This window comes from Trinickia violacea (assembly GCF_005280735.1).
Classification (GTDB): Bacteria; Pseudomonadota; Gammaproteobacteria; order Burkholderiales; family Burkholderiaceae; genus Trinickia_A; species Trinickia_A violacea.
On the sequence record NZ_CP040077.1, the window covers coordinates 2,438,415 to 2,454,674 of the forward strand.

12 protein-coding genes and 1 pseudogene are annotated in these 16,260 nt (G+C 65.5%); 3 read left to right on the forward strand and 10 right to left on the reverse strand.

From position 1 onward, the window contains the following. Nucleotides 1-520: 520 nt before the first annotated feature. From FAZ95_RS11070 to FAZ95_RS11100, 7 genes are all read right to left on the reverse strand, one after another. Complete coding sequence (locus tag FAZ95_RS11070) at nt 521-3,043, reverse strand: penicillin acylase family protein (RefSeq protein WP_137332492.1); 2,523 nt, start codon at nt 3,041-3,043, stop codon at nt 521-523. Between the two features lie 114 nt (nt 3,044-3,157). Next, nucleotides 3,158-4,972 (reverse strand): methyl-accepting chemotaxis protein, encoded by a 1,815-nt coding sequence (locus FAZ95_RS11075; protein ID WP_137332493.1) that lies wholly within the window; start codon nt 4,970-4,972, stop codon nt 3,158-3,160. Between the two features lie 222 nt (nt 4,973-5,194). Continuing rightward, nucleotides 5,195-6,223, reverse strand: coding sequence for a LacI family DNA-binding transcriptional regulator (locus FAZ95_RS11080; protein WP_137332494.1), 1,029 nt, complete (start codon nt 6,221-6,223; stop codon nt 5,195-5,197). Between the two features lie 244 nt (nt 6,224-6,467). Further along, nucleotides 6,468-7,505: an ABC transporter permease gene (locus FAZ95_RS11085; protein WP_137332495.1), complete on the reverse strand. Its 1,038-nt coding sequence runs from the start codon at nt 7,503-7,505 to the stop codon at nt 6,468-6,470. Then, the gene (locus tag FAZ95_RS11090) at nt 7,502-9,082 is read right to left on the reverse strand and encodes a sugar ABC transporter ATP-binding protein (RefSeq protein ID WP_137332496.1); all 1,581 of its coding nucleotides are present in this window, start codon (nt 9,080-9,082) and stop codon (nt 7,502-7,504) included. The genes FAZ95_RS11085 and FAZ95_RS11090 overlap by 4 nt, the downstream gene beginning before the upstream one ends. 205 nt (nt 9,083-9,287) lie before the next feature. After that, nucleotides 9,288-10,241 (reverse strand): sugar ABC transporter substrate-binding protein, encoded by a 954-nt coding sequence (locus FAZ95_RS11095; RefSeq protein ID WP_137332497.1) that lies wholly within the window; start codon nt 10,239-10,241, stop codon nt 9,288-9,290. A gap of 164 nt (nt 10,242-10,405) precedes the next feature. Continuing rightward, a complete protein-coding gene (locus tag FAZ95_RS11100) occupies nt 10,406-10,687 on the reverse strand; it encodes a hypothetical protein (RefSeq protein ID WP_137332498.1) in 282 nt (93 codons plus the stop codon). A 400-nt stretch (nt 10,688-11,087) separates the two neighbouring features. On the opposite strand from FAZ95_RS11100, the gene FAZ95_RS11105 reads away from it, so the two are divergent. From FAZ95_RS11105 to FAZ95_RS11115, 3 genes are all read left to right on the forward strand, one after another. Continuing rightward, nucleotides 11,088-11,396 (forward strand): PsiF family protein, encoded by a 309-nt coding sequence (locus FAZ95_RS11105; RefSeq protein WP_137332499.1) that lies wholly within the window; start codon nt 11,088-11,090, stop codon nt 11,394-11,396. Nucleotides 11,397-11,641: 245 nt separating this feature from the next. Next, the gene (locus FAZ95_RS11110) at nt 11,642-12,085 is read left to right on the forward strand and encodes a hypothetical protein (protein WP_137332500.1); all 444 of its coding nucleotides are present in this window, start codon (nt 11,642-11,644) and stop codon (nt 12,083-12,085) included. 284 nt (nt 12,086-12,369) lie between these two features. Further along, the gene (locus FAZ95_RS11115; protein ID WP_137332501.1) at nt 12,370-12,957 is read left to right on the forward strand and encodes a BPSL1445 family SYLF domain-containing lipoprotein; all 588 of its coding nucleotides are present in this window, start codon (nt 12,370-12,372) and stop codon (nt 12,955-12,957) included. 121 nt (nt 12,958-13,078) lie between these two features. Here FAZ95_RS11115 and FAZ95_RS11120 read toward each other — a convergent pair whose 3' ends face one another. The 3 genes and pseudogenes from FAZ95_RS11120 to otsA form a co-directional block, all read right to left on the reverse strand. Further along, nucleotides 13,079-14,146 carry a glycosyltransferase family 4 protein gene (locus tag FAZ95_RS11120; protein ID WP_137332502.1) on the reverse strand — a complete coding sequence of 356 codons (1,068 nt, stop codon included), beginning with the start codon at nt 14,144-14,146 and terminating at the stop codon, nt 13,079-13,081. A gap of 320 nt (nt 14,147-14,466) precedes the next feature. After that, nucleotides 14,467-14,797, reverse strand: a pseudogene (locus tag FAZ95_RS11125) (AAA family ATPase); the annotation flags it as partial. 11 nt (nt 14,798-14,808) lie between these two features. Next, nucleotides 14,809-16,251 (reverse strand): alpha,alpha-trehalose-phosphate synthase (UDP-forming), encoded by a 1,443-nt coding sequence (otsA, locus tag FAZ95_RS11130; protein ID WP_137332503.1) that lies wholly within the window; start codon nt 16,249-16,251, stop codon nt 14,809-14,811. Between the last annotated feature and the right edge of the window lie 9 nt (nt 16,252-16,260).

Sequence of the window (16,260 nt, forward strand, 5' to 3'; positions counted from 1 at the left end):
CATTCCCAGCTTGGAAACGCAGATTCGGTCACCTACAATCTTGTTCCCGGATCTTCACTGCCACCGCGTTCCTGCTCTTACTTGAGACAAAACTTTTTGTGCTTGGGACGGTGACGCAGTGCAAGAATTTCGCCTGTACGCCAGCGTACTTTCGTTGCAGGTCTCGTGTTGCCACGCGTCTGCCATCCCACATAATTCCCACGCTGCCGATGTGCGCTTTGCAGCGCTCGCACACACGCTGGCACACGTCTTCGCAGTCTAGGCCCCGCACGTTTTTTGTCCGACTTGCGATAGGTCTCCTCGCCTGCCTCCTTCCTACCTTATACGCGCGACACGCCGTTTCCGATTACACGGTTTGTCGATTGGTTACAGTTTTTTTCTGCGTGCTGTCGCGATGCTGAAATGGTGCATGCGCGAGCGTCGCTTTCCGTCGCTGCAGCATCGATCGACACCTCTTTTTCACGGTTTGTCGGCGCTACGCCGAGTCAAGCTCGAAGGAACCTTCCACTCGATTGCACGCTCATCGAAGCGGCGTGAGCGTGAGCCGATGGACATCGGGTCCCGGCAAGAACGGGCTCGGCTCCCCGCGCTCCCATGCGCGGTGGCCGGCCAAAAAATATGGCGACAGCGGATGTCCCGATGCACCGCCCGGCATCTCGAGAATGCCGTCTTCCTCGTGACCAGGCGACACCGCGAAGCGCTCGGATGCGCCGAACGACGGGTGCTGAACGCGCGGCATGTCGATGTCGCCCGGCATCGGATCGGCCGGCGCGCCGAGCCATCCGCGGACCGATTCCGGCAGCAGCCGCGCGAACGGGTGATAGAGCGCGAGGCGATTGCGCTCGCCCCAGCTCGCATCGTCGAGCGTGGCGTGATGGCGCACATTGCGGGCGATCGTCGCGTCGATGCGATCGAGAACGAACGCGCGCCAATTCGTATCGCGCGACGGCACCCATGCATGCTGTTGGGCAAGCGCTTCCATGACCGGCTCCAAGCGCGACGATGCACGTCCGGCAGTCGGCGAGGAAAGCCACGGCATGACGCCTTTCGCCTGCGACGATTTCGGCCAGCGTTGCTGCATGCGCGCATCGAGCGGGCCGAACCATGCCTCGTAGAACGATTGATAGAAATCGCGCACGAGCGTATAGCCGGCCGCATCGCTATCGGCGCGTCCGTTCCAAGCGCTCACGATACGCTTGAACGCCGCACGCTGCGGATGATCGCGCAACGCGTCTTCATCGAGCGTATCGAGCGCGAGCTCGCGCCAATAACGCACCCATAGCGCACGGTCGTCGAGCTGAATCGCGAGCAGATCGCGTTCGTCGAAACGCTCGCGGGCGAACAGATCGTCGCGGATCTGCGTGGCGCGCGCACCCATGTCGGCGCCGCTGTCGCCGATCTTGTGCTGTTCGTGCACGTCGCCGAGCTGGGTATTGTTCGCGGTCCACAAACGGCCTTGCGGTGGATCGATCACGTGCGGAGTGTTCGCGGCAGGCAAGCGCTCGAACCGCGACGCCGCCGATGTGGCGCCGGCCGGAACCGGTAAGCCTTGCGAGTCGAACATCGCGTCCGGCAAGGGCCCCGCGAGCGTCCAGGCGATATGGCCACCGCGATCGGCGACGACGAGGTTCTGCGTCGGGATGCCGCTCTCCTGTCCGGCCGCCAATGCTTGCCTGACGTCACGCGCCTGTTCCATTCGGATCAGATTCACATTGACCGCGCCGGGCAGATACGCGGCCCAGCGCACCGCGTATGTGCGCGCCGCGTGACCGCGGGTCGTACTCCCCTTGTCCGCGTCAACCTCGAGCATCGGCCCCCAGCGCGTCTCGCGCACCGGGAGTTGCACGGAGGGCGCGCCCTTGACGGCGATCGTTTCGACATGCTCGTCCGCGCGTTCCCATTCGCCGCCCGGCCCGCGATAGCGCAATGGATCGGCCGGATCGCGTTCGATCTCCACCAAGTCGATGAAATGTCCGTAGCTGTTCGTGAACCCCCACGCCACGTCGCCGTTGCTGCCCGCCACGACGAGCGGCGTGCCCGGCAAGCTCACGCCGGAAAGGCGCCGGGTGCGGCCCCGGGTTGGGTCCGTCTCGTCGGGGAAATACAGCGTCAGCCGGTACCAGATGTTCGGCAGGCGCAAGCCGAGATGCATGTCATTCGCGACCAACGCTCGCCCTCCCACGCCATGTGCGGCATCGACGGCCCAGTTGTTGCTGCCGATGGCCGCCGAGGGCGGAATGAAAGCCTCGGCGTGCGCGGTCGTGGCCGTTGGCGACTTGTCGTCGAGCCAATCGGGGCGGGTCGCGGGAATGACCGGCGGTCCCGCAACGGTCGGCTGGCCGTCGAGCGGTGCGTCCCAGCGGCTGCCGGAAGGCGTCAGGAACGCGAACAGGTCAGGCGGCATCGCATCGCGGAGCGCCGCGCGCGCGAGGATGTGCGGCACTTCGCCCGCTTGGAGGTCGAGGTACATCGCGTAGACGACGAGCAGCGTATCGGCGGGCCGCCACGGCTGCGGCGCCGCGCGCAGCATCGCGTATTCGAACGGGCGCGCGGAGAGCGATGCGAGGCCGGCGTTGACGCCGGCCGTATAGCGGCCAAGCAAGGCGCGCTCGTCGGCCGGCAGCGCCGCGACCGCTATCTCGGCTCGGGACCGAAAGCGGTTCAGCCGGTTCTGCTCGTCGATCGCGAGCGCGTCGCCGCCGATCAGCGCGGCCAGCTCTCCTGCCGCGACGCGGCGCAGCAGATCCATCTGAAAGAAGCGGTCCTGCGCCTGGGCGAAACCGGTGGCGAACGCGACGTCGGCACGGGTGGCGCCGCGAATCGTCACGACGCCCTGCGCATCGCGCGAGATCGTGACGGGCTCGGAAAGGCCCGCTTCGGCGCGGGTTCCGTCAAGCTGGGGAAGGCTTGCGCGCAGGAAAAGCCAGATTCCCGCTGCGCAGACGATGAGGATCAGCAGAATGGCCGCGACGCCGATACCGGCGATCCGGGTGATCCGGGTGATCCGGAAGGAAGAACGGCGGGCTTCGGTGCGCAGCAGCATAGGCAGGCATCCCCGGGCAGGTCGGTTGGCGCAGCGGCACGATGGCGCTGCGCGCATTTTAACGGGGACGTAAGACGGCTACGTCCCCTGCGCCCAGGTTGCCGCCCTGGGCGCTTAGAACGTCTCCCAGTCGTTGTCGGAACCGCCTGCTGCAACTGCTGCGGCCCGTGCGGGCTGAGACGCGGGCGCGGCCGGCTTGTGGGCGGCGCGCGCAGGGCCTTTCGCCGGCGCCGAGGCGAGCATGGGAGCCGGCTCAGCCTTCGGCGCGGAGGCTGCTGCCGCACGAGCCGCGGACAGCGCCGGTGCCGGCGCCGCCGCCGTCACACGCGCGGCGGGCTTGGCGCGCGACACGGCACGAGCCGGCGATGCCGCCACAGCAGGCGCCGCATAGCCGTCGTCGAGCCGGAACACGGCCACCGTCGAGCGCAGCTTGCTCGCCTGGTCTTCGAGCGATTGCGCCGCGGCCGCCGCTTCCTCGACCAACGCCGCGTTCTGCTGCGTCACTTCGTCCATTTGCGTGACCGCGCGCGCCACTTGGTCGATACCCGTGCTCTGCTCCTCGGACGCGGCGGCGATTTCGCCCATGATGTCGGTCACGCGCTGCACCGCGCCGATGATCTCTTCCATCGTGCGCCCCGCCTCGTCGACGAGCGCCGACCCCGTACGCACGCGCTCGACCGACGTATCGATCAGCTCCTTGATTTCCTTGGCCGCCGCCGACGAACGCTGCGCCAAGCTGCGCACCTCGCCCGCGACGACCGCAAAGCCGCGCCCGTCTTCGCCCGCGCGGGCGGCCTCGACCGCCGCGTTCAGCGCAAGGATATTGGTCTGGAACGCGATGCCTTCAATGATCGCGATGATGTCGGCGATCTTGGCCGAGCTTTGGTTGATGTCGCCCATCGTGCCGACGACCTGCCCGACCACCGCATTGCCCTTGTTGGCGATCTCCGATGCGTTCGCCGCCAGCGCGCTCGCCTGCCGCGCGTTCTCGGCGTTCTGACGCACCGTGCCGGTCAGCTGGTCCATGCTGGACGCGGTTTCCTGCAGCGCGGACGCCTGCTCTTCAGTGCGCGACGACAGATCGACGTTGCCCGCCGCGATCTGCTTGGTCGCCGACGCAATCGATTCGCTGCCCGAGCGCACCGAGCGCACCGTGTCGGTCAGGCTCTTTTGCATCTTGCCGAGCCCTTCGATCAAGAGCCCCATTTCGTCGTGCGAGCGCGCGACGATTTGCCGGCGCAGGTCGCCCGCGGCGATCGCATCGAAGTGGCCGAGCGCTTCGTCGAGCGGGCGCGCGATCGCGCCGCGCAGCGTCGTATACGACAGCAGCGCCGCGCCCAGCCCCGCGATCAGGAAGGCGATCGTCACGAGGCGAAACGTCCCGAACGCCGATTGCGCGTCCCGGTAGCCCTGGTCGGCCTGCGAGAACTGCAGCTGGCGCAGCGCGTCGTCGGCGTTTGCGAGGTCGTTGTAGGCCACCTGGATGCGGTTCGCGAAATCGATGAACTTGTCGTGATCGTTCGCCTGGATGACGGGCGCTTCGGAGTCGAGCAGCTGATGCAGGGCGTCGCGCTTGGCCGATACGTCCTGCGCGAGCTTGTCCTCGTTGGCGTCGCGCGGCAGATCGAGGTATTTCTTCCACCACATGTCCGAATTCGTGCGCATGAGCTTCGCGCGCTCGAGGGTGGCGGCCGCGTCCGGCGTGCCGGCCTGGAACGCGGCGCGGTCGAGCGCCAGGCGCTCGCGCGCCGCGTAGACTTCCGCGTTGCCGATGTTGACGGCGCTCGGCATCTGGTTCGTATAGGTGTCGCGGTAGGCGTCGTTCGCGCGGCCCATGCCGAACAGGCCCAATACCCCGAGCGCCAGCAGCGGCGCGGAAAGGAACGCCATCGTCAAACCGATGCGTGCTTTGATCGAAATGCTCTTCATGGTGTTGCGAAGTCCTTTAACGCATCGATGGGGAATCGGAGTCGTGCGGGCGCGCGCATGACGCCTGGCGAATAGGCGCGATTAGACGCCGCGCTCTAGCCACGTTTACGGCGCGAACGCAGTGGACTTGAAGCACTTTTTACCGTATGAAGAATGGGCGTGTCACAGGCTTATAACTTTTACAAAGCCCGATTTTGCGAACGCCCCGCCAGGTGCGCCCTGCTAAGCGCAGAGCTCGATGCGCCCCGGCTCCACATAGGCGGTGGTCGATTCACGCAGCACGAGACGCGGCGAGACCACGCGGCGGCGAGTCGGCCCGCCGGAGTCGCTCGTGATGCGCTCGATCAGCGTCTGAGCGGCCGTCTCGCCGAGCGCTCGCACGGACTGCCCCACCGTCGACAGCGCCGGATAGGTGTACGCGCTGAACTCGATATCGTCGAAGCCGATGATCGAGCAGTCCTGCGGCACGAGAATGCCGCGTTCGGCGGCCGCGCGCAGCGCGCCGATACCCATCATGTCGTTGCACGCGAAGATCGCGGTCGGGCGCACGGTATCGAACAGCTGGCCCGCCGCCAGATGGCCGCCCGCGCCGGAAAAGTCGCTTTCGACGATCGCGCCCGGCGCGATCTCGATGCCGCGCTCGGCCATCGCGCGGATGAAGCCGTGCACGCGCATCGCGCTCACGGCCGTTGAAACCGGTCCTGTGATGCAGCCGATTTTGGCGTGGCCGAGTTCCAGCAAATGCTTGGTGGCGAGATAGGCGCCCTTTTCATGGTCGATCTGCACGAGATCGGCCGCGAGCCCTTCGATGTTGCGATCGACGATCACGAGCGGCTCGCGCGCGTCGGCCAGGCTCTCCGCGAGCACGGCGTCGTCGCCGGCGGACGCGATGATCAGCCCGTCAATGCGCTTCTCCTGCAGCACGCGCAGGTAGCTGCGCTGCTTGGCGGGGTCGTCGTCGGAATTGCAGAAAAACACGCAGTAACCCTTGCGCGCGCAACCATCCTCGATGCCTCGCGCGAGTTCGGCGAAGTAAGGATTCGTGCTGTTCGGCACGACCAGGCCGATCGTGGCCGTCGCGCGCGCCTTCAGCGAACGCGCAACCGCCGACGGCACGTAGTTGAGCTGGCTGATCGCCCGCTCGACTTTCGCGCGCACGTCGGCCGACACCGGCCGCGAGTTGTTCACCACATGCGACACCGTGGTGAACGATACGCCAGCCACGGCCGCCACATCCTTGATCGTCGCCATAACCCGTTTCTCTCTCGCTTGTTTTTCTTGCCGGCAGGCGGGCCCTGAACGCTAGTGGCCGCCCATCACCTTCTACACCTGCCTCATTACGCTCTGCTTGCGCCGTTGCGCGGCCTTATGACTGCATGTTTGGCGGCCGCGCCGTGGAATGCCCCGTATTTCCATTCCGCTATATCGGCAGATTATTCGAATGGCTGAACCGTCTGATGATGCCCGATGTCGATTCTTTACAATGTTTGTCGTGTCACTTACGCTTGCGCCGGCTTCGGTACGTGTCGAGCACTACGGCGACCACGATCACCGCGCCCGTGATGATCCGCTTGGTCGGCTCGTTCGCGCCGATCTGCGCGAGCCCCGCGGCCAGCACCGAGATGATCAGCACGCCAAAGAACGTGCTGATGACCGACCCGCGCCCGCCCATCAGGCTCGTGCCGCCGATCACCACGGCCGCGATCACCTGCAGCTCGGAGCCGACGCCGGCGTTCGGGTCGGCGGCTTCGAGCCGCGAGATCTGGAACAAGGCGGCCAAGCCCGACAGCGCGCCCATCAGCGCGAACACGACGACCTTGTACGGACGCGGATTGACGCCGGCCAGGCGCACCGCTTCCTCGTTGGTGCCGATGCCGACCAGATACCGGCCGAACACCGTGCGCGTCAACACGAGCTGCGCGACGATCATCACGACCACGGCGATCAGGAACGCCGGCGAGATGCCGAGCGCGATCGGGTTCGAGAGGAAGTCGAACGCGTCGCCGATATAGGCCGTGCGCGAGTTGGTCATCTGGTAGGCGAGCCCGCGCGCCGCCTCGAGCACCCCGAGCGACACGATGAACGACGGAATCCGCCAGCCGACGGTCACCGCGCCCGTCACTGTGCCGGTCAGCGCGGCGGCCGCGAGGCCGAGCAATGCCGACGGAAACGGCCCCCAACCCCATTTCAGCGCGGCGACGCTCACGACCGACGCGCCGAGCGCGAGCACCGAGCCCACCGACAAGTCGATCCCCGCGATGATCAGCACGAAGGTCATGCCGACCGACATCACGACGAGGTCGGGAATTTGATTGGCGATCGTGCTGAAGGTGTCGTAGGTCAGAAAGTGCGAGCTCAGCACCGAGAACAGCGCGATCATCGCCAAGAGCGCGCCCGCGAGCCCCAGATAGTTCGAGAACCCCAGCCGCGTGCCGGCCGGCGCGGTACGCTCGGCGCCGCCGCTTTCGGCGGCCGCGCCCGCTACGCTTGCCCCACCGTTTGCGCCGCTCTTCGGCGCCGGTTGGTCGGTCATGACAGACTCCCTGCATGTTGCGTGTCGTGCGGGTGCAGCAGCGCGTCGCGTCCGCTGTAGCCCGCGAATGCGGCGGCCAGCAACGCGTCCTGCGTCCAGTTTTCCCGCGTGAAAATGCCCGTCATCCTTCCTGCCGACATCACGCCGATCCGGTCGCAGATCAGCATCAGCTCGCGCAAATCGCTCGACACGACGACGAGCGCGCGGCCTTCGCGCGCGAGCGTGCCCATGAGACCGTAGATGTCGAACTTCGCGCCGACGTCGATGCCGCGCGTCGGCTCGTCGAATAGCAGGACCGTGGTCGCGCGCGCGAGCCAGCGGCCGATCACGACCTTCTGCTGGTTCCCGCCCGACAGCTCGCCGACCGGCTGCGCCGGCCCCGCCGCGCGCACGTGCAGCGCATCGATCTGGGTCTGCGCGAGCGCCGTTTCGCGGCGCGCATCGACGACCCCGCGCTTGGCCACGCCACGCAGATTGCCGAGCGAGATGTTCGCGGCGATCGGCTGCGGCAGCAGCAATCCTTCGCCCTTGCGATCCTCGGTGATGAGCGCGATGCCATGCTTCACGGCATCGGCCGGCGACGCGATATCCACCGGCGCAAGCGGCCGGCCGATCGACACCGTTCCTCGATCCGCGAGATCGGCGCCGTAAATCATGCGCATCAGCTCCGTGCGCCCCGCGCCGATCAGCCCGCTCACGCCGAAGATTTCGCCCTCGCGCACGTCGAACGAGACGTCGCGCACCACCTGGCCGCGGCCGAGCTTGTCGACTTTCAACAGCGGCGCGCCGATCTTGCGTTCGCCGAGATCGATCCGCTCGCCGATCTCACGCCCGACCATCAGCGTGACGATGCGCTCGCTCGTCACGTTCGCCATGCGGTCCGTGAAAACGAGGCGGCCGTCGCGCAGCACGGCGACGCGATCGGCGATGCGCGCGAGCTCCTCCAGGCGATGCGAGATGTAGACGAGCGCCACGCCGCGCTCCTTGAGCCGCTCGATCTGCTCGAACAGCAAATCGACTTCGCGCGCGGTCAGCATCGCCGTGGGCTCGTCGAGGATCAGCACGCGGCAATCGCCGATCAGGTTGCGCGCGATCTCGACCATCTGCTGATGGCCGATGCCGAGCTCGCCGACGAGCGTGTCGGGATCGATCGCGTCGAGCCCGACCTGCGCCATCGCAACGCGCGCGTCTTCGCGCAGCTGCCGCCGGTCGATCCAGCCGAGCGCTTTCGGGCCCGTTCGGGGCAGGTGATTGAGAAACAGGTTCTCGGCCACCGAGAGGGTCGGCAGCAGATTCAGCTCCTGCATGACCATGCGCACGCCGAGCGTCTCGGCGGCCGTGCGGCTCGCCGGCGCATACGGCTCGCCCGCGAGCCGCATCGCGCCCGTGGTCGGCTCGGTGAGCCCGCCGATGATCTTCGACAGCGTGCTCTTGCCCGCGCCGTTCTCGCCCGTCAACGCCAGCACTTCGCCCGCGAACAGGTCGAGCGCGACGTCGGCCAGCACCGGCTCGGCATAGGTCTTGCCGATGCCGGTCACGGACAGCACTGCGGTCATTTCGTCGTGGGTCGAATCCATCGCGAATCGGCGGTCGCCATGAAGGCTATCTTGAAGATAACGGCAATGCCGCATCTTTCTTGAGCATTTGTTGAATTAGCCGGAGCGCCCGGGACTCCGCGCCGGCTAGCTGCAGGACTCGCCAAGACAGGCCGGTCCGGCGTGGACCCGCCTCGTCCGTCGAGCCGGCAGGGCGCCCCTTCGAGGCACCCGCCGGCCGTCGGCGTCACTTGGTGACGAGATCGACCGGCGTCTCTACGACGCTCGACAGATCCGCTTGCTTCTTGTGCTCGGCAAGCCCCTTGAGCGCGGTGTCGATGCCGAACACGGCCTGCTTCGCCGCATACTGGTTGGCGGTCGCGAGCACGCGGCCATCCTTGAGCATCGGCTTGATCGCGTCGATGTCGTCGTAGCCGACCACGTACACCTTGCCCTGCTTGCCGGCCGCGCGCACCGCCGAGACAGCGCCGATCGCCATATTGTCGTTGCCGCACAGCAGCGCCTTCAGGTTCGGATACTCGTTCAGCATCGCGGAGGCGACCGCGTTGCCCTTGTCGATCTCCCATTCGCCCGACTGCACCGAATCGATCTTCGCGCCCACCTTCTGCATCGCATCCTTGAAGCCGGCCGTGCGCTGCTGCGCGTTGGTGGTCGTCGACACGCCTTCGACGATGCCGACTTCATCGCCCGCCTTCAGCTTCTTCGCGAGGTAGTCGCCGACCTTCTCCGCGCCCTTGCGGTTATCCGGCCCGACGAACGGCACGTTCAGGTCCTTCGACTTCAGCACGTCGGGGTCGAGCCGGTTGTCGATGTTGACGACGATGATCCCGGCATCGACGGCCTTCTTCACGACCGGCACGAGCGCCTTCGAATCGGCGGGCGCGAGCACGATCGCGTCGACCTTCGAGACGATCATCTGCTCGACGAGCTGGATCTGGGCAGCCGTATCGGTCTCGTTCTTGATGCCGTTGGTGATCAAGTCGAACTTGTCGGCGTTGTGCTTCTGATAATCCTTCGCGCCGGTTTCCATGGTCAGGAAGAACTCGTTGGCGAGCGACTTCATCACGAGTGCGACTTTCGGCTTCTTTGCGGTCTGAGCGACGGCGGAAAACGGCATCGCCGCGCTGGCGGCCAGCACGACGGCGGCGGTCAGCACGCGGCGACGAATGCGGTGATCCATGCAAATCTCCTTGGTTTATGGGCTCGGGACGAGCCGTTTTTTGATGTGCTCGGGACCGCCTATGCTGTACCGTTATTGCGACGCGCGCAAGGATAGAGCGCGAAGTTTGGGGTTTCTGCTACAAAAAGCGAGAAAACGGAGCGCGGGCGCCGCGTACCGCGCGGCTACAGCCCCTCGACCGACTGGCCGTCCACCTTGCCGTCGATGATGTCGCGCGCGTACTGCACGCCGGTCTCGTGCGCTTCGATTTGACTGTCGAAGGGATCATGCTCGGGCACGCCGAACATTTCGGACTTCCCATGCTCGCCGCTCAATTGACGCGAAATGGTGACGACGATATCGAAGCGCCGCGGCCCATCGGGCACTTCGTCGCTTTCCTTGGCGCGGCGCAGGGCTTGGACCGCGATCGCAAAGCCTTTGTATTGCTCCGACTGAGGAACCCGCATCGCAAACTCCATGTGTCCATTTGGATGGAATGCTCCCGTCACGCCTCGCCGTCGACCGCCATGCGGCGCCCCGGTGACGCGCGCCCGGGATGCCTGTGGATGCACGCAAGACCCGTTCCGTTCGAATCGCCGTTGATCCGCAGCCTAATCGCGGCAGCGATACCGCTCAGGCAATCAGTATGCGTGCCGCATGTCGATCCGAGCGTCTTTCAACACGTGAATTACCGGCCAATTTGAAGAATTTACGCGCGGCCTTTTCGATTTGTCATTTCTGGCTTTTATTGGGATAGCTTTGCCATAATGCGACGGCGCTCAGCCCGCTCGAGCCGTTTGCGACCGGAACGCAAGCCTGTGCGCGGTCGCGTCGCCAATAACGCTAATCACCCGTTTGGAGTGTCGAATGAAGATCCGATCCGCTATCGCCCTGTCCGCGTTTGCCGCCGTTCTCGCCGGCGCTACGCTCGCCTCGCCCGCTTTCGCGCAAAACAGCCAGCAATCGAAAATGACGATGTGCAACCAGCAGGCCGGCGACAAGAAAGGCGATGACCGCAAGGCGTTCATGAAGGACTGCCTGTCGAAGAACTCGACCGCCAGCGCGAAGCCGATGACGCAGCAAGAGAAGATGACGATGTGCAACAAGCAAGCCGGCGATAAGAAAGGCGACGACCGCAAGGCATTCATGAAGGATTGCCTGAGCAACAAGGGCTAAGCACGAGCCGTTTCCGCACTCGCCGGGCTTGGCCCGGTCCGGCCTGAACGCAGCCGCGCCGCCGTGCGGCTGCGGCCGCTCCTGCCCTGCATCGTTCTGCCGTCGCCGCGCCCGCGATTCGTGATGCGGCGATATGTCGCATTTTCTTCTATGATGGCTGCGAAGACGGCCCGCACCCCTAATACGACTATGCGCCATCGGGCCGCCGTCTCATCGTTGATGCGTGATGCATTGCGGAGGCTGGAATGGCATGGAGACAAAACCGCTGGTTCAGGCGGTGGCTGATCGTCATCGTCTTTTGGTTGGTGCCGGTGATGATCGTCGCGGTACGTGAGATACAGGACGAGATGGCCTATAACACGGTCGACCTCAACAACGCGCTCACGACCTGGACCTTCACCGACGCCCAACGCGCCGCAGGCGCCCCGGCCCGCTGTCACGGCAAGCCGGACGAGGCGCGCTCGGCCGGCTGCCCGGCCGACGTCCTGGCCGCCAATGCCCCGCGGCAACAGGAAGCCATCAACTTATACGCGGTCAGAAAAAGCACGCTCGCGAGCTATCTCTGGCACGCGTTCGTCGGTTATTGGGTGGTGCCGGCAGCGTTCATTTTTGCAGTCGGCCTGGTGATCGCGGGCATCCGCCGCGCCTTGCGCCGGCCGCCCGCTGTTAAGAGTCCGGTGAATCATTAAGCCGCTCATTCAGCCAACTCGCGCTGGGCATGGCGTCTGCTTGCTCATCAGGCACGCGAAGCGCCGCCTTCCGAGAACCCCGGACGCACAAATATTGCGCGAAATGGGAGGTTTTGCGAACCGGTCCGAATTACCGAAACGAACTATCGATCCGCTGCAAGTCCCGTCCAGCAAGGCTTTTTGAGATGAAATCGGGATTCGAAAACTTGTCTCTGTGCTATAACGCTTCGTACAAACCTCTCATTTGATGAGGTTTTTCCTGAAGATTCACGACGGAGAAAACGATGCAAAAACGCAAATTGATGCTCAAGGCAGCAACGGCCCTCGTAGTGGGCAGCCTCGCGCTGGCCGGCTGCACGACCACGCCGAACACGCCCGATAACAGCGCGACCAACGCTTCCAAGCGCCAGTCGATCAACGCGAGCGTGGATGCCACGATGTCGCGTCTCTATGCGACGGTGCCCGGTTCGCGTGAGCTCGTCGGCAAGGCCCGCGGCGTGCTCGTGTTCCCGTCGGTCATCCAGGCCGGCCTGATCGTCGGCGGTCAATATGGTGAAGGCGCGCTGCGCGTGGGCGGCAGCACCGTCGGCTACTACAGCACGGCCACCGGTTCGCTCGGCTTGCAGGCCGGCGCGCAGTCGAAGGCGATCGTGTTCCTGTTCATGACGCAGGATTCGCTCGACAAATTCCGCAACACGGACGGCTGGTCGGCCGGCGGCGACGCCTCGGTCGCGCTCGTGAAGATGGGCGCGAACGGCGCGATCGACACGAACACCGCCACCTCGCCGGTCGAAGTGTTCGTGCTGACGAACGCGGGCCTGATGGGCGACCTGTCGCTGCAAGGCACGAAGGTCTCGCGCCTCAATATCTAACAGGCGTTGCGGGTGCGCCGGGAAGCGAAGCAGACATCCCGGCGCGGTACGCAGAAAAAGAAACGGCGATGCATTGTGCATCGCCGTTTTCATTGGCGCACGGATGGGATGGCCGGCGCGCTCAGTTCGAGGTCGTATCGATCACCTTGAAGCGCGAGCGCTTCTGCGCGCGAATCACGGCCTGGTACGCCTCGAGATACTGCTTGGCCATGCGGTGCGACGTGAAGCGCTCCTCGAAGCGCTGGCGTACGCGCTTGCGCGGCACCGTATGCAAGCGGTTCACGGCCGCCACGGCGCTGATCTCGTCTTCGACGATGAAGCCCGAGATGCCCTCGTCGATCACCTCCTGCACCGCGCCGCGATTGAACGCGATGACCGGCGTACCGCAGGCCATCGCTTCGATCATCACCAGGCCGAACGGCTCCGGCCAATCGATCGGAAACAGCAGCGCATGGGCGCCCGACAGAAATTCGGCCTTTTGATGATCGGCAATTTCGCCGATGTACTCGACGTGCGGCAGATCGAAGAGCGGCTTGATGTCGCGCTCGAAGTATTCGCGATCGGCGGCGTCGATCTTGGCCGCGATCCGGATCGGCAGGCCGCAGCGCGAGGCGATGCGGATCGCCGTGTCGACGCGCTTTTCCGGCGAAATCCGGCCGAGGAACGCGAGGTACTTCTGCTCGACCGGCTGCGGCGTGTAGAGCATCTCCGGCAGGCCGTGATAGACCGTCGTCAGCCATTTGGCCTGCGGCAGCGGCGCGCGCTGGGAATCGGAGATCGAGATCACCGGCGCCGTGTTGAAGGTGTCGAACACCGGCTGCTGCTCGGGCAGGTCGAGCCGGCCATGCAGCGTCGTGACGAAGGCCGTGTCCTGCCGCTTGAACAGCGAGAACGAGTAGTAATCCATGTGGAAGTGCAGCACGTCGAACTCTTCGGCCTGCCGCCGCACCATCTCCATGAGCAGCATGTGCGGGGCGATCCGGTCGCGAATCGCCGGGTCCAGGCGCAAGGCGCGCGGCCATACCGGTTCGAGTTTCGCGCTCGTCTGGGAGTCGCCGCTGGCAAACAGCGTCACTTCGTGGCCGAGATCGACCAGCGCCTCCGTGATGTACGACACGACGCGCTCCGTGCCGCCGTAGAGCTTCGGGGGCACCGACTCGGTCAGAGGGGCGATCTGCGCAATCTTCATCTTTCTGGCTCTCCATGTCCGGACGGGCACGCCGTCGCAGGTAGCGGCTCTCGCGGCCGCTGGGTTCCCGGGGGGCTCGGCAGCGCGCCGTTTTGGCCCTGGCCGTATTGGCTCGGGCCGTCTTGGCCGCTACCCACCCGCTTCTTCGGTTCATTTTGGCTCGATTATCGCGGATCGGGCGCAAACCGACGGGAAGTATTGCACTTCCTCGGTCCTGTTACAGTCGCGAAACATCCGGATTCGGGGTCGTTCAGGGCCAGCGCACGGTCATGCCACAGCCCGGCGCCAGGCCGCCTTTAGCGCGACGGCCACCTCCACGCCGGCAGGCCGAGGTCGATCGCGTAGCCGAACTCGTCGCCGGCGAAGCCGAGCTTGAGGCTCACCGGGTCCATGCGGACCGTCCCCTGGACCGGCTGGTCGCCCGCCAGCATCGCGCTCGGGGCCGGCCCACAGCGTCGATTGCAAGCCGCCTTCGCGCGCCAGCGACGGGATCACCCCGCCCTGCGCCGTCTCGGCCAACAGACGCAGCGCGCGGTACACGCTCGATTTGCCGCTGCCGTTCGGTCCGGTTACGACGTTCAAGCCGCCAAGCGGGATCAGCAGATGGCGCAATGAACGGTAATTGGCGATGGCCAGCGTCGTCAGCATCATGCGGCGGGTTTTTAGCTCTGGTTGTCCGTGCCGCGCGCCGCGGGCGGCGTCGGCTGCGGCGCCGGTTCTGAAATCGGCGGCACGCCGCGCAAATCGGCGAGAAACGCGTCGCGCCAGACGCCGAGATTGTTTTCGCGCAATACCGCCATGCTGGCCTGATGGCGGCGCTTTCTCTCGGCGAGCGGCATCGACAGCGCGCGCTGCAGCGCCTCGGACATGCCCGTGATGTCGTGCGGATTGACGAGCAGCGCGGACGTCAGCTCGTCGGCCGCGCCCGCGAAGCAGGACAGCACGAGCACGCCGGGGTCGTCCGGATTCTGCGCGGCGACGTACTCTTTCGCGACGAGGTTCATGCCGTCGCGCAGCGGCGTGACGAAGCCGACCTGCGACTCGCGAAAGAGCGACATCAGCTTCAGGCGGTCGTAGCGCTGGTTCAGGTAGCGGATCGCCGTGTAGTCGAGGCCCGAATAGCGGCCGTTGATGCGCCCGGCTTCGTACTCGAGGTGCTGACGGATCTGCTGGTAGGTGTCGACATCCGAGCGCGTCGGCGGCGCGATCTGCACGAGCGTCACGTTGCCGCGCCACTCTGGCGCCTTCTCTAGCAACTGCTCGAACGCGCGAAAGCGCTCGACAAGGCCCTTCGAATAGTCGAGCCGGTCGACGCTCATGATGAGCTTGCGTCCTTCGAGGCTTTCCTTGAGCTCCAGCACATGCTGGCGGCTTTCGTAGCGCTCCGCCTGCTCGGCGATCTCGTCGGGAAACACGCCGATCCGGTAGACGCCGGTGCGCAGGGTCCGGCCGAACGCCTCGACCTGCCCGCCCGGCCCCACCGTGCCGCGCACATGCCGGACGATGTAATCGTGAAAGGCCGTCTGATCGGTTGCCGTCTGAAAGCCCAGCAAGTCGTAGCAGCACAGCGACTTCACGAGCTCTTCGTGAGGCGGCACGTTGAGCAGGATCTGCGGCGACGGAAACGGGATATGCAGGAAAAAACCCAGCCGATTGCCGACACCTTGCTGGCGCAGCGCCTCGGCAAACGGAATCAGGTGGTAGTCGTGGACCCAGACGATGTCGTCGGGTTCGAGCAGCTTGATGAGCTTGTGCGCGAGCCACGCATTGACGCGCCGGTAGCCCGCATACTCGTCGCGCTCGTAGACGGCGAGATCGTTGCGATAGTGGAACACCGGCCACAGCATCGCGTTCGAAAAGCCGCGGTAGTACTGGTCGTAGTCGCGGCGCGGCAGGCCGACCGTGGCGAAGGTCACCGCGCCGTCCACTTCGAGGTTCGGTCCGGCATTCGCGACCGCCTCGCTGACGACGTCCCCGCTCCAGCCAAACCAGACGCCGCCCATGTCCTTCAACGCGCCGAATACGGCGACCGCGAGGCCGCCCGCCGAGCCCTTGGTTTCCGTCGGCGTTGCCACACGGTTGGAGACCACCACCAAGCGGCTCATGGCGTCATC

What these genes read in the sequence shown, in the direction of transcription:
- FAZ95_RS11110 (WP_137332500.1), top strand. Translation starts at nt 11,642, where the DNA reads ATGGCATGGAGACAAAACCGCTGGTTCAGGCGGTGGCTGATCGTCATC.
- FAZ95_RS11120 (WP_137332502.1), bottom strand. Translation starts at nt 14,146, where the DNA reads ATGAAGATTGCGCAGATCGCCCCTCTGACCGAGTCGGTGCCCCCGAAG.
- FAZ95_RS11095 (WP_137332497.1), bottom strand. Translation starts at nt 10,241, where the DNA reads ATGGATCACCGCATTCGTCGCCGCGTGCTGACCGCCGCCGTCGTGCTG.
- FAZ95_RS11080 (WP_137332494.1), bottom strand. Translation starts at nt 6,223, where the DNA reads ATGGCGACGATCAAGGATGTGGCGGCCGTGGCTGGCGTATCGTTCACC.
- FAZ95_RS11085 (WP_137332495.1), bottom strand. Translation starts at nt 7,505, where the DNA reads ATGACCGACCAACCGGCGCCGAAGAGCGGCGCAAACGGTGGGGCAAGC.
- FAZ95_RS11100 (WP_137332498.1), bottom strand. Translation starts at nt 10,687, where the DNA reads ATGCGGGTTCCTCAGTCGGAGCAATACAAAGGCTTTGCGATCGCGGTC.
- FAZ95_RS11090 (WP_137332496.1), bottom strand. Translation starts at nt 9,082, where the DNA reads ATGGATTCGACCCACGACGAAATGACCGCAGTGCTGTCCGTGACCGGC.
- FAZ95_RS11070 (WP_137332492.1), bottom strand. Translation starts at nt 3,043, where the DNA reads ATGCTGCTGCGCACCGAAGCCCGCCGTTCTTCCTTCCGGATCACCCGG.
- FAZ95_RS11105 (WP_137332499.1), top strand. Translation starts at nt 11,088, where the DNA reads ATGAAGATCCGATCCGCTATCGCCCTGTCCGCGTTTGCCGCCGTTCTC.
- FAZ95_RS11075 (WP_137332493.1), bottom strand. Translation starts at nt 4,972, where the DNA reads ATGAAGAGCATTTCGATCAAAGCACGCATCGGTTTGACGATGGCGTTC.
- FAZ95_RS11115 (WP_137332501.1), top strand. Translation starts at nt 12,370, where the DNA reads ATGCAAAAACGCAAATTGATGCTCAAGGCAGCAACGGCCCTCGTAGTG.
- otsA (WP_137332503.1), bottom strand. Translation starts at nt 16,251, where the DNA reads ATGAGCCGCTTGGTGGTGGTCTCCAACCGTGTGGCAACGCCGACGGAA.